General features: G+C 35.6%; 10 protein-coding genes. 7 read left to right on the forward strand and 3 right to left on the reverse strand.

Translation table 11 applies throughout. From position 1 onward, the window contains the following. Nucleotides 1–733: 733 nt before the first annotated feature. The 6 genes from F931_RS08765 to F931_RS08790 all read left to right on the forward strand — a co-directional run bounded on the left by F931_RS08765 (nucleotide 734) and on the right by F931_RS08790 (nucleotide 7,598). A complete protein-coding gene (locus F931_RS08765; RefSeq protein ID WP_016141028.1) occupies nucleotides 734–1,024 on the forward strand; it encodes a hypothetical protein in 291 nt (96 codons plus the stop codon). A 494-nt stretch (nucleotides 1,025–1,518) separates the two neighbouring features. Beyond that, a complete protein-coding gene (gene pilin, locus F931_RS08770; protein WP_000731819.1) occupies nucleotides 1,519–2,052 on the forward strand; it encodes a fimbrial protein in 534 nt (177 codons plus the stop codon). 88 nt (nucleotides 2,053–2,140) lie between these two features. Continuing rightward, a complete protein-coding gene (locus F931_RS08775; protein ID WP_016141029.1) occupies nucleotides 2,141–2,875 on the forward strand; it encodes a fimbrial biogenesis chaperone in 735 nt (244 codons plus the stop codon). Nucleotides 2,876–2,930: 55 nt separating this feature from the next. Continuing rightward, complete coding sequence (locus F931_RS08780; protein ID WP_016141030.1) at nucleotides 2,931–5,492, forward strand: fimbria/pilus outer membrane usher protein; 2,562 nt, start codon at nucleotides 2,931–2,933, stop codon at nucleotides 5,490–5,492. Beyond that, complete coding sequence (locus F931_RS08785) at nucleotides 5,489–6,517, forward strand: fimbrial protein (RefSeq protein WP_016141031.1); 1,029 nt, start codon at nucleotides 5,489–5,491, stop codon at nucleotides 6,515–6,517. The genes F931_RS08780 and F931_RS08785 overlap by 4 nt, the downstream gene beginning before the upstream one ends. Before the next feature lie 112 nt (nucleotides 6,518–6,629). Continuing rightward, nucleotides 6,630–7,598, forward strand: a complete 969-nt coding sequence (locus F931_RS08790; protein ID WP_016141032.1) for a DUF4882 family protein — start codon at nucleotides 6,630–6,632, stop codon at nucleotides 7,596–7,598. Nucleotides 7,599–7,656: 58 nt separating this feature from the next. Here F931_RS08790 and adhC read toward each other — a convergent pair whose 3' ends face one another. Together adhC and F931_RS08800 are read right to left on the reverse strand one after the other, a co-directional pair. Continuing rightward, nucleotides 7,657–8,766: an S-(hydroxymethyl)glutathione dehydrogenase/class III alcohol dehydrogenase gene (gene adhC / locus F931_RS08795; protein WP_016141033.1), complete on the reverse strand. Its 1,110-nt coding sequence runs from the start codon at nucleotides 8,764–8,766 to the stop codon at nucleotides 7,657–7,659. Between the two features lie 229 nt (nucleotides 8,767–8,995). Continuing rightward, nucleotides 8,996–10,867 carry a non-contractile tail sheath protein gene (locus F931_RS08800; RefSeq protein ID WP_016141034.1) on the reverse strand — a complete coding sequence of 624 codons (1,872 nt, stop codon included), beginning with the start codon at nucleotides 10,865–10,867 and terminating at the stop codon, nucleotides 8,996–8,998. A gap of 182 nt (nucleotides 10,868–11,049) precedes the next feature. Between F931_RS08800 and F931_RS08805 the strand changes: the two genes are divergently transcribed. Next, nucleotides 11,050–12,207: a catalase family protein gene (locus tag F931_RS08805; RefSeq protein ID WP_016141035.1), complete on the forward strand. Its 1,158-nt coding sequence runs from the start codon at nucleotides 11,050–11,052 to the stop codon at nucleotides 12,205–12,207. Nucleotides 12,208–12,212: 5 nt separating this feature from the next. Here the strand turns inward: F931_RS08805 and F931_RS08810 are convergent, their stop codons facing one another. Further along, entirely contained in the window at nucleotides 12,213–12,521 is a 309-nt protein-coding gene (locus F931_RS08810) for a hypothetical protein (protein WP_016141036.1), read from the reverse strand. Between the last annotated feature and the right edge of the window lie 626 nt (nucleotides 12,522–13,147).

Here is a 13,147-nt window from a genome sequence, read left to right on the forward strand (position 1 = left end):
TGTAGCTCTGTAGCTCTGTAGCTCTGTAGCTCTGTAGCTCTGTAGCTCTGTAGCTCTGTAGCTCTGTAGCTCTGTAGCTCTGTAGCTCTGTAGCTCTTATAAAAACGTAAATAAAAAATGATTTCTCCTGATTTTGGATACTCTATGGCTGTTCTCCAGCTTAGGCTTCTGAAGCATAATTTGATTTGAAAATATGTGGATTGATTAAATTTTTAAAAATAGTTCAAGCCTACTTAAAATGATGAAATTTTATTTCACTATTTTTATATACCCTAATACTTAAGATAAAAATAAAAGTTATTTTGTTCTTAAATTTTGAATCCTGTTAAATTTAGAATAGTAATGTATCTTATATTTACTTAAATAATGGTGATATGAGTCACAATTTAACTGTATTAAGTGTCTTTTTAAAAGCTATGCAAGTGAATAGATATAAATTACATATCAATTAATTATTTTATAATATTATATTTCAAATGTTTTTATTTTAGTATATTTTAAAATGTATATAAATATCAGTAGCTTGTATATTTTTTGGGTTTTTAAGGAATATACATCTTTTATTTACAATATAATTTAAAAAATTTTAACTATTACATTATTTAAAATAATTAATGTGATTTATATCACATGAAAATAGATAAATTCTTGATAATTTTAAATTAATAATTGTTTTTAAAGAAAAAATATTGTATCAAATAGATATAAACTATTTTATAAATAGGTATATAAAATGAAAAATAATATTTTTAAACTTCTAGTTATGATGGTGCTTTCCACTTCCCCATTATTTTGTTATGCAAATAGCACAATAATGATAAGAGGAAATATTGTTGAAGATACGTGTTCAAGAGAACATAGCGAGATAGAATGTACAGAGGTAAATAATTTAAATATTAAACTTGATAGTGAATATTTAAATAAAGATAGTCTTTTTAAATTAGCTCAACATACTGAGAAAATGGATACTAGCATTGAAAGCATAGGTTCCAATCATAAGGTTGTGCTTATCAATTATCACTAACCACACTGAAGTATTTGAGCTTATTTCAATCATAAGTTTAAATCAAAAGAGCAATTTGACGAGTTCATCACGACTTTTGATGAATTAATAAGAAAATTGCTCTTTTTTCATCAAAAATGCCCATTTGTATATTTTTTCTGTATACATATACACAATTTATTCTATATAATTGTATTCTAAGAATTTAAGCTTATTTTTTCACATAAATGGTTTAATTTTAGTCTATTTACCTCGTGTTCTTATGTAACTAGGTCATCTCTTTAGCTTCTCTTTTTCTGAAACAAAAAAATTATTTATAAACAGCTATATAGGCTGTTTACAGTAGCTTTTAACTACAAAACAATAGTGTGAACCAATTACTACTATGAAAAAATAATGTGATCTAGTTTGCATTTTGTTTGAAATGTGTTTAGGATTGTTACATTACTTTTCAAGATGTCAAACACTGGAAAAGTAAGGAATTAAACTTTTATCCAGACTTTTGAGAAAACACTATGAAAAAACTTGCTTTGATCGCTGCTCTTTCGGTTGTAGGGATTGCGAATGCTCAAGCTGCTGATGGTACAATTACAATTAATGGTTTAGTTACAGACAAAACTTGTGACATCGTTACCCCTGCTGGTAAAGACTTCACAGTTACTCTTCCAACTGTTTCTAAACAAACTTTAGCTGTTGCTGGGGATGTTGCTGGTCGTACTCCTTTCCAAATCAACTTAGCTAACTGTTCACAAGGTAAAGTAGCTACTTACTTCGAACCAGGTGCAACTGTTGACTTCAATACTGGTCGTTTACTTAACCAAGACGCTACTGGTGCTAAAAACGTTAACGTTCAACTTTTAGGTAGCAACAACAATTTCATCCCAGTACTTGCTGCGGGTGCAAACGGTGCTCAAGCTAACTCTCAATGGGTTGACGTAGCTGAAGGCGCAAGTGCTGACCTTAACTACTATGCTGAATACTATGCAACTGGCGCTTCTACTGCTGGTAAAGTAACTACTTCTGTTCAATACACAATTATCTATCAATAATTAATTGATAGCGGGGTTTCTGTGTCCGCATGGAAACCCTGTTTTGTGTAACACTTTCCTGAATCTTTCTTGGTTGAGAACTCGAAAAATGAAATTGAACAGTTATAATTTTTTGTTAGGTTTGGCATTTGCTTCGACAGTAGTCGCACCTGCTACTCAAGCAGAAATTGTAATTCATGGCACCCGTGTAATCTATCCATCGGATGCTCGCGAAGTTACGCTACAAGTTAGCAATAACGGTTCAAAGCCAGCACTTGTCCAAGCTTGGATTGACGAAGGTGACCCTAAGAGTACACCGGACCAATCAAAAGTTCCTTTTATGATTGCTCCTCCAATTTCTCGTGTTGAAGCAACGAAAAGTCAGACTCTTCGTATTACCGCTTTGCCAAATGCTTCTCAATTAAATCAGAAGCAAGAAACGGTTTTGTGGTTGAATATTTTGGATATCCCACCAAGACCTACTTCAAAAAGTGAAGATACGACACCTGATAACTTCTTACAACTTGCAATTCGTTCACGTATTAAATTCTTCTATCGTCCTTCATCGATTAAAGAAGATGCGAATTTAGCATCAGATAAACTTCAATGGGTTAAATCTGGTCAAAGTTTAATGGTAAAAAATCCTACCCCTTTTCATATCACTATGACTTCTATTTACCAAAAGGCAGGTGATAAAAAAGTTGATTTATTACCTCAAGGGCTAATGATTAAGCCTTTTTCTGAAGCGTCAGTTCAACTTAAGAATGGCAACCTTCAAGATATGAGTTTTATTAATGTCAATGACTACGGTGGTCGCGTTGAGCACCCAATAAAGCTCCAGTAATCAGATTTATCTTTTTAATAAATTTAAGCACCTATATGTGTAGGCGGACTTAGCTATGCCAAAAAAAAGGCAAGAATCTTATAAATTATTAAAACGCCATATTTGTTACTACTTGGCTTCTGGTGTTGTCACAATGACAATGCCTGTATTCGTGCATGCTGAAGAAACAACTACGAGTGCTCCAGTAGAGGCTGAATTTGATTCTGCTTTTTTAATTGGAGATGCGCAAAAAGTTGATATTTCTCGTTTTAAATATGGTAACCCCGTTTTACCAGGCGAATACAACGTTGATCTATATGTAAATGGGCAATGGTTTGGTAAACGTCGTATGGTCTTCAAAGCATTAGACCCTAATAAAAATGCAGAAACGTGTTTTACAGGTATGAACCTGCTTGAGTACGGCGTTAAACAAGACGTTTTGTCTAAGCACACTACCCTTCAAAAAGAAAATAATAGTTGTTATAAAATTGAAGAGTGGGTTGAAAATGCATTTTATGAATTTGATACCTCTCGTTTACGTGTAGATATTTCTATTCCACAAGTCGCTTTGCAAAAAAATGCGCAAGGCTATGTTGACCCAAGTGTATGGGACCGTGGTATTAATGCTGGTTTTTTATCTTATAGTGGTAGTGCCTATAAAACATTTAATCAGTCTGGTGACCGAAGCGAAACAACAAATGCATTTATGGGGGTTACAGCTGGTTTAAATATTGCTGGTTGGCAATTACGTCATAATGGCCAGTGGCAATGGCAAGATACACCTGCTGAAAATCAATCTAAATCAGACTATCAAGAAACAAGTACATACTTACAAAGAGCCTTCCCTAAGTACCGTGGGGTTTTAACACTAGGTGATAGTTTTACCAACGGCGAAGTATTTGATTCTATTGGTTATCGTGGTATTGATTTCTCAAGTGATGACCGCATGCTACCCAATAGTATGTTGGGCTACGCCCCTCGTATTCGTGGTAACGCAAAAACCAATGCAAAGGTTGAAGTTCGTCAACAGGGCCAACTTATCTATCAAACAACTGTTGCACCAGGTAACTTTGAGATTAATGACCTTTACCCTACTGGTTTTGGTGGGGAAATTGAAGTTTCTATTATTGAAGCAAATGGCCAAGTACAAAAATTTTCGGTTCCATATGCTTCAGTTGTACAGATGCTCCGTCCAGGCGTAAACCGTTATTCTTTAACTGTAGGTCAGTTCCGAGATCAGGATATCGACCTTAACCCTTGGGTAATTCAAGGTAAATACCAACAAGGTATTAACAACTATCTAACAGGCTATACGGGCATACAAGCTACAGAAAATTATGCTGCTGTATTGTTGGGTGCTGCTTTTGCTACACCAATTGGCGCTGTTGCGTTAGATGTTACCCATTCAGAAGCTGACTTTGAAAAACAGTCTTCACAATCTGGGCAAAGTTTCCGTTTAAGTTATAGTAAGTTAATTACTCCAACTAACACCAACTTAACACTAGCAGCTTATCGTTATTCGACAGAAAACTTCTATAAATTACGTGATGCTTTACTTATTCGCGATTTAGAAGAAAAAGGCGTAAATACCTATGCTGCTGCTGGCCATCAGCGCAGTGAATTTCAAATTACTTTAAACCAAGGACTTCCTGAAGGTTGGGGTAATTTCTATGTGGTTGGCTCATGGGTTGATTATTGGAATCGTAGTGAAAGTACTAAACAGTACCAAATTGGTTATAGCAATAACTACCATGGTTTAACCTATGGTTTATCTGCAATTAACCGTAAGGTTGAGTACGGTTCAAATGATGCGACGCATGATACTGAATATTTAATGACGCTTTCATTCCCAATTAACTTTAAGAAGAATTCAGTCAACGTCAACGTTACTGCTTCTGAAGACAGCCGTACTGTTGGTGCAAGTGGAATGGTGGGTGATCGCTTTAGTTATGGTGCCTCTGTTTCACATCAAGACTATGCAAATCCAACATTTAACGCTAATGGTCGTTATCGTACGAACTATGCAACTGTTGGCGGTTCTTACAGTATTGCTGATTCTTACCAACAAGCAATGGTTAGCTTAAGTGGTAGTGTGGTTGCACATTCAGATGGTATTTTATTTGGACCTGAGCAAGGCCAAACGATGGTACTTGTACATGCACCTGATGCAGCTGGGGCAAAAGTTAATAATACCGTTGGTTTAAGCGTAAATAAGGCTGGTTATGCGGTTATCCCATATGTAACGCCTTATCGCCTAAATAATATTACGCTTGACCCACAAGAGATGTCGAGCCAAGTAGAGCTTGAAGAAACAAGTCAACGTATCGCACCTTTTGCTGGTGCAATTGCGAAAGTAGATTTTGCGACTAAGACAGGTTATGCAGTCTACATTAATAGTAAAACTGCTGATGGCAACAGTTTACCGTTTGGTGCTCAAGTCTTTAACCAAAAAGATGAAGCTGTAGGTATTGTTGCGCAAGGTAGTATGATTTACTTACGTACCCCACTTGCTCAAGATCGTCTCTATGTAAAATGGGGCGACGAAAGCAATGAGCGTTGTTCGGTTGAGTACAACATCAGTAATCAGTTGCAAAGTAAGCAACAAAGCATGGTAATGACTGAGGCTGTCTGCAAATGAAAAGAATATTATTAACGGGTGCTCTATTTACGGCTGGCCTTGGCATGTATAGCGAAGCTAATGCTTACTGTACTTTAGACAATAAGAATGGAGGCTCATTTAGCACGGTTGGCATTTCCATGGCCGTAGGTCGCGTTGTGGTAAGACCAAGTGATCCTGTTGGAATGGTTTTAAGAAAAGCAACTTTTCCAATTACCGACAATGGTTCAAGAGCTAAATGTACGTCTTATAGTGATACTATTACTGCCGCACTTACTCAAGGTTATGCATTAAGCCCACTAGGGAATAATATCTATTCTACCAACATTCCTGGGATTGGTATTCGTCTTTACCGTGAAGCGGAAAATGCAACTAACTTTTCAGGGTATTATCCATATACTCGTAGTTTAACACCAAGCACTTATTATACTCTTGCTTCGGGATATTTTGTTGTCGAAATTGTGAAAACTGCTGCACAGACTGGTTCTGGTGCATTAGTGCCTGGTTTATATAGTCGATACTATGTAAGTGGTTATATGAATCGCCCTTTTTTAACTAGTACAGTTAACGGTGATGCAATTACCATTGCCTCTTCTTCATGTGAAATTCAAGGTAACATCAATAAAGTTGTACAGCTCCCGACAGTTACAAAGGCTGGTTTCAAAGGCGTTGGTTCCACTCAAGGCGAACAAACTTTTGATATGAATATTCTCTGTAATGGGGGTATCAATCCAACAGGTTATGAAGAGAAGAACCTTATTAGTTTAACTTACGACTTTATCCAAGACGGAACAAACAATCAGGTACTTGCAAATACTGCTCCGACATCTGAAAAAGCAAACGGCGTAGGTGTACAGTTACTCTGGAACTATCAAAATAAAAATCAGGTCATTAAAAAAGGTGACAAATTAGCATTAGGTACATTGTCTTCTAATCAGACACTTCAATATAACGTACCGATGACTGCCCGCTACTATCAAACTGCAACAAATGTGACTGCTGGTAAAGTGCGTGCAATGGCTACTGTAACTATTGAATATGATTAATCATATTCAATAGTTTTTAAACCTAATAATTTCAAATATTTAAATATTAATAATAAATTTTACTTTAACACTACTTTCTAAGAATTTCATACTTAACTAGATAGGAATGTTTATGAAAAAAATAGGTATATTTGCTGTTAGTGCAATTACATTATGCTGGGCCATGTATGAAGTATCTTCTGATAATACCAATACAGTAACGCATAGCGAGTCAAGCCAAAAAGTAGCATCTAAAAACTTTTCATCATCTGCAAAGGATGAAAAATTAACGTCTCAAACCCTTTTGGCCCAAACTAACTCACTTAATTCTTCTGCTCCAGTCTGCAAATATAATTTTGACTCGACTCAAGAAGATTATGAACTTTGGAATAATGAATACCCTGATTTTCCTAAAAAAATATTCCCTTCGATAAATGGTCAAAAATTTGGTTTTACAGTGGAGCCTAGGTTAGAAAGTGAGTATGGTTACGTAGATTATATAGCTAGAAGTAAAGTTAGTCTTAATTCTACTAACGATATTGGTGATTTAACGATACCCCACACAGGTATTATCGCATTAGAAATGGAGCTTAAAGTGCCAACATCAGCTCTTGGCAACTCATCATTTGGTAACTCTTCTTATATTTCTAATATTGGTTTTATGGGTGTAACAAATAATGGTTACACAGTTAGATCCAACTATTGGTTTGATATGGGGACTTATGATCCAGATTTTGGTGAGAATCCCCCTAGATTAAGCTATTCTGTAGATTACCGACTTAGTGATAATAGCGGACCTGATAATCCTTACATCAAAAGTCAGAATATGACAAATAATACAAAGGAATACCAACGTTTAGGTATCTATATTAATCAGAATACTGGGCAGGTCGGTTTCATTTTTAATGGGGTTGATCAAGGTTATAAAACTACATTACCTGCTCCACTTGAAAATATAAGTTTTTCTGTTTTAAGTGGTATATCAATTTATTCTCAACAATTATTTGGGAAAGAGTTTTCTAATGAACTCATTACTGACCGTAATGCGCTACAATTTAGCTATCCTCAGGGTACAACTGACATGTGCGGTAATGCCATTTAACATATAAAATCACAAGTTGTAAAAAAGGGCTGAATCACAGCCCTTTTTTTTATTTCGTTTAGAAATGAATGACTGTACGGATTGATTTACCTTCATGCATTAAATCAAAAGCTGTATTAATGTCTTGTAAAGGCATAGTATGCGTTACAAAAGGTTCAAGCTGAATCTCACCTTTCATGGCATCTTCGACCATTTTAGGAAGTTGTGAGCGCCCTTTTACTCCACCAAACGCAGTACCTAACCATTTACGGCCTGTAACTAACTGGAATGGACGAGTCGAAATTTCTTGACCTGCACCGGCAACACCAATAATAACGGATTGTCCCCAACCACGATGTGCACACTCTAGAGCCGAACGCATAACATTGACGTTACCAATACATTCAAATGAGTGGTCAACACCCCAACCTGTCATTTCTACAATGACTTGTTGAATTGGTTTATCGTAATCTTTTGGATTTAAGAAATCTGTAGCACCAAACTGCTTAGCAAGTTCAAACTTATCTGGGTTTGTATCTACGACAATAATACGTCCTGCTTTTGCTTGACGTGCACCTTGTACAACTGCTAAACCAATACCGCCTAGACCAAATACAGCAACCGAATCACCTTCTTGAACTTTTGCTGTGTTATGTACGGCGCCAATACCAGTCGTCACACCACATCCAAGTAAACAAACTTGTTCGTGATTGGCTTCAGGATTGATTTTAGCTAAAGAGACTTCTGCAACTACCGTATATTCACTAAATGTTGAACAACCCATGTAATGGTAAATCGGTTCACCATTATATGAAAAACGTGTGGTTCCATCCGGCATTACACCTTTACCTTGAGTCGCGCGTACTGCAACGCACAAGTTAGTTTTTCCGGATTTACAGAATAAGCATTCTTTACATTCAGCCGTATAAAGCGGAATCACGTGATCACCCGGTTGAACACTTGTTACGCCCTCACCCACTTCAACTACAACACCTGCTCCTTCATGTCCTAAGATGGCAGGAAAAACACCTTCTGGGTCATCGCCGGATAATGTAAAAGCATCAGTATGACAAACGCCTGTATGGGTAATTTTTATTAAAACTTCACCCGCTTGAGGTGGTGCAACATCAACTTCAACAATTTCTAAAGGTTTTCCTGGGGCAAAGGCGACAGCTGCACGAGATTTCATCTTTGGGTTTCCTTTAAATCATTCGGTATTTATAGTCGAGCAAAATAGATTATGTAACAGTAATACAAGAGCTTAATTTTGCTTAAATTAAAATTGGCTTTCATGACAATCCATCACAGCATAGCCAGTCATGTACCTCTAAGCAAGCCTACATTTAAAAAAGAAGAAAACCCCTTACTTAAAGAGGTTTCTTATTAAATCACTTATCTTATAAATGGTTTATGTTTACTTAGAGGTAAATATCCGGTGGATATGGTGTGTTATCACTAATTGGCGAGTAAAGTGTATTTTCAACGAAGAAGCCATTTGGAGCTTGAGTAGTATCAATCGTAATTGAATCAAACATAACTTGTGGATAGGCCCAAATAAATTGCTTCATTAAACCGAGAGGAACATTGTTTTTCATATCACCAAAAATTCGTTGCCAGATAGGTGTGCGATAAGGTTTGTTTTTGTCGAACCCATAGATATAAGCAATAGATTCATCAGGAACAAATCCAGATAAGTAAATGACTTTATTGGCAGGATAGCCTAGCCCTTGTATAGGTATTTGGGAAACTGCCTGATGGGCCAAGTCTAGGCGAGCTTCTAATAACCAGTCATAAGCTTCTGTCATCATGTAATCAAAATTAGGATATGAATAGTGTTGGCTTGGATAGTTAATATAAGTGGCTAATGTCTGAATTGGGGATTGAATAGAAGGAAAGAAAATAAGTGGGCTAACTTTGGCACTAGAATATTTTGCTTTGATAACGGTACGAATATTTTGACAGGTTTGTCCTAATTTATTTCTAAGCCATGTTTTAAACTCATCATACGGCGTTCCTGTTTTATTCATTGCTTCGTAAATAGTACCTAGATCTGGTGCATATAAACCTGTATCTGCATTAAATGCCAGTTTAGTTGGATAGTCATATACACAAGGTAGATTTGTACCCGTGTTATACCACCACCAAGGTTCACCAATCTGCATGTTTACATCACATCCCCCTGCAACCATTGCATCTGCAAACTCAATAAAGACTTTATGTAGATATGCCAAAGCATTTTGATGGCTTAAACTAAAGAAATAGCTAGGTGGCTCATAACCTGTCCGACCTAAGTTATTATTCCAGTCACGTTGTGCCCAATATTCATTGGCCCCCAAGGAATACATTTCAAAGCTGACCCCAAAGATGGGCTGCATACTGGCGTTATGTAAAGCCTGAGCATATTTCTCATGCCATTTACGAGTACATGAGTTAACGACCGCCTCACCTGTCACCATCGTATCTGGTATTTGCCATTTATTAATGTCAGTTTTCCAAGTCATTTCAGGATAATGCGACATTCCACAATAATGGTTCACCAAACCTTTATATCCCAAAGCCACCATATTGTTGACTAGGCGCTGGGGGTTTAAATCATAGTGGTCATCATAACTTGTACAGATACCATAATTGTGTTGAGGGACAACTACACGACTCAAATTTAACTTTGCATTTGTTCCAGTCACAACTGAATTGGTCACACGAATGTAGCCATCTTTTGGTTGGCTTAAAGGCGTGGCGGATTGGCTATTGTAGTCACTGGTAAATCCCGAAAATGAAATTCGCTGAATATTGGTTACCGGAAAGCTATCTGTAGCAGAAAAACCTGCTTTTACTGTGTCCCAGTTAATACGGATGTGCGCCGTTCGCGATGAAGGATTATTTGCGTAATTAAATAGAACAATATATGCAATTTTATCTATACCATTATCTTTATAGTACACCGTTAAAGTCGGTGTTAAACTCGGATTATTTAGCACTGGCATAGAAGCCGATAGTTCAATATCGAAATCCCAAACCACCCCTGCATAGCTATACTTGGTTTCATATGCTAAAAATTTATGGTCTTTAGTGTCAGAAGAATCCCAACTAATTCCTACTAAGTCATTTGCCATACGTGATCTAAAAGATGCCTCAAATCCATTCCCATAATTTGTAATGGCAAAAGACATGGTTTGCGGACCGTCTATTCTCCAGTAAATAGGACTAAACCGATCAATAAGTGTATTTTGAGTGATTGGATGAGGTGATGAATTAGAATTATTTTGCACATTTTGTCGATTAGTTATCATGTCTACATTCTCTTAATGCATTAAGAGGTTTTATCTTAAATAATAATTTTTATTGCATTGTTCAGATAAGTAACAATGGAGTTTAATTTATTTACAGTGATTATTTTTTATAAAGTTCAAAATGATCTTAAACAAGAAAACTTAATATTACCTAAAATATTTTTGTACTGAGGAGATAATAAATGGCAAATTTTATACAGCCTATAAACTTTAAGTTTTTGTATGTATTTACTCCTCTTGTATTTGTATTAACAGGTTGCAGTGAAACTTTACACTCTCAGACACCCTTATCAGTGAAGACTTCTTCAGAGAATATTGCTTATCCAGAGATTGATCCGATTTTAGGAGAAAAGTTACAACCGGATGAGGAGCTCATCGCCCACAATATAGCCCAAGTGATTGAAAAGTCGATCCGTGAACAATATAGGGCTGGAAATGCTTTACGTGATGCACATCCTAAAGCGCATGGATGTGTGCGAGCTGAATTTCATGTCTCAAAAGATATACCCACTCAATTGGCTAAAGGGATGTTTATTCCAGATCAAACTTATCAAGCATGGATTCGCTTTTCAAATGCCTCAAATGACGCCTCTAATGCGGACATTAATAAAGATGCGCGTGGTATAGCAATAAAAATATTGGGTGTATCTGGACAAAAAATTTTAGAAAGTGAAAAGCAAGCAACCACACAAGATTTTATTATGATTAATCATCCGGTCTTTTTTGCCAATGATGCTAAACGATATCTTTCTTTTATGAATGATGTGAATAGCCATAATATGATCAGAAAACTTCATATTCCGATTGCCCTAGGTTTTAAAGGAACCATGAATGCACTCGGAGCACGTAATTCGCAAATCGCAAACCCATTATATGCACGGTATTGGTCTATGGTTCCCTATCAGCTAGGGGTGGGTAATGATCGAAAAGCAGTTAAATATTCAGTTCGTGCCTGTTCAATGCCACCAAACAATCTACCTAAAAATCCTAACCATAATTATTTAAGAGAAGCTTTAAAGAACACTTTGCAAAGTACAGATGCTTGTATGGAATTTCTTATTCAGCCACGGACCTCAAGCCAAATGTTAGTAGAAGATTCAATGACAGAGTGGGATGAGAAAGTAGCTCCTTTCTATCAAGTGGCAACTATCCATATCCCAAAGCAAAACTTTGATACAGCTGAACAAAATAAGTTTTGTGAAAATCTATCTTTTACGCCGTGGCACGCCTTAGTAGAACATAGACCATTAGGTGCAGTAAATAGAATGCGTAAAGTCATTTATGAAAATATCAGCAGAGTTCGGCATGATATGAATTCAGCACCTAGACAAGAACCTTAAATACATTATCCATTAATGCCCTTGCTTGTATCTATAGTGATGCGATCGATGAAATCTGCCAACCATAAAATAAACTCATCTTCATTTTTATGTCGTGGAATCAAGCTCATGTCTAATCTAATGGGTAATTCATTTTTAACGCTAATTACAGTGCCTTCAAAATTCACAAAGTTATATAAAAATTTTAATTCTGTACCTGCAATAGCTTTTTTGATTTCTACAATAAGATTGTTTAAGTTCTTTAGATGATTGTTTGAATATTTATTTTTAATATTTTTATTAATTTTTTCTGCTAATAGTAAATATTTTGGCATTTCTACCTCCTTATTAATTATTTATAAGTATAAGTTTAAAGTTATAAAAATAAGTTTTTAATTTTTATTAAATTGTTTCTAGTTTTTTAATTTTAATTCACAAGTTGTGCCTAGTATAACTATTTATTGTTTTAAAATGTGATTTAGTTTGTTTTTTTATTCTGATTAAATTAGTAGGTTTTTAATATTGACTAAAATACTCGGATTTTTAAATTTGTATTAAATAGGCTCAATATAGTTAATCTATTAAGCCTATTTAATTTTTAATATTTACTTGAGACTAAAAATTACTTTTAAAATCTTAAGTAAGTTTCTGGAAAATTTTCATTTTATGAATTTTTCCACATTTCCTGCATTCTCTAATTTCATTATGAGCAATATCAAATTCATATTCCCAGACATGAATACAGAAAATTTGTCTAAGATTGTGGAGCATAGACGCCTCCTTATAAAAAACCGACTCAGCAGTAAGTTCTTTATCAATCTACTTAGCTTATTTTGATGAGTTTTCCTCTTTAGCTTTATCCTCCTTGTGTTTACAGCAATAACCGAAAACAGCACCAGCGCCAAAGAAAAACATAGCTTTAAACATACTTATCTCCAAAAGATAGTTAAGTAAATTTAAA

Origin of the sequence: Acinetobacter pittii ANC 4050, from assembly GCF_000399685.1 — a bacterium.
Taxonomy (GTDB): domain Bacteria; phylum Pseudomonadota; class Gammaproteobacteria; order Pseudomonadales; family Moraxellaceae; genus Acinetobacter; species Acinetobacter pittii_E.

Coding starts and splice junctions, on each gene's coding strand:
- F931_RS08765 (WP_016141028.1), top strand. CDS start 734: ATGAAAAATAATATTTTTAAACTTCTAGTTATGATGGTGCTTTCCACT.
- pilin (WP_000731819.1), top strand. CDS start 1,519: ATGAAAAAACTTGCTTTGATCGCTGCTCTTTCGGTTGTAGGGATTGCG.
- F931_RS08775 (WP_016141029.1), top strand. CDS start 2,141: ATGAAATTGAACAGTTATAATTTTTTGTTAGGTTTGGCATTTGCTTCG.
- F931_RS08780 (WP_016141030.1), top strand. CDS start 2,931: ATGCCAAAAAAAAGGCAAGAATCTTATAAATTATTAAAACGCCATATT.
- F931_RS08785 (WP_016141031.1), top strand. CDS start 5,489: ATGAAAAGAATATTATTAACGGGTGCTCTATTTACGGCTGGCCTTGGC.
- F931_RS08790 (WP_016141032.1), top strand. CDS start 6,630: ATGAAAAAAATAGGTATATTTGCTGTTAGTGCAATTACATTATGCTGG.
- adhC (WP_016141033.1), bottom strand. CDS start 8,766: ATGAAATCTCGTGCAGCTGTCGCCTTTGCCCCAGGAAAACCTTTAGAA.
- F931_RS08800 (WP_016141034.1), bottom strand. CDS start 10,867: ATGATAACTAATCGACAAAATGTGCAAAATAATTCTAATTCATCACCT.
- F931_RS08805 (WP_016141035.1), top strand. CDS start 11,050: ATGGCAAATTTTATACAGCCTATAAACTTTAAGTTTTTGTATGTATTT.
- F931_RS08810 (WP_016141036.1), bottom strand. CDS start 12,521: ATGCCAAAATATTTACTATTAGCAGAAAAAATTAATAAAAATATTAAA.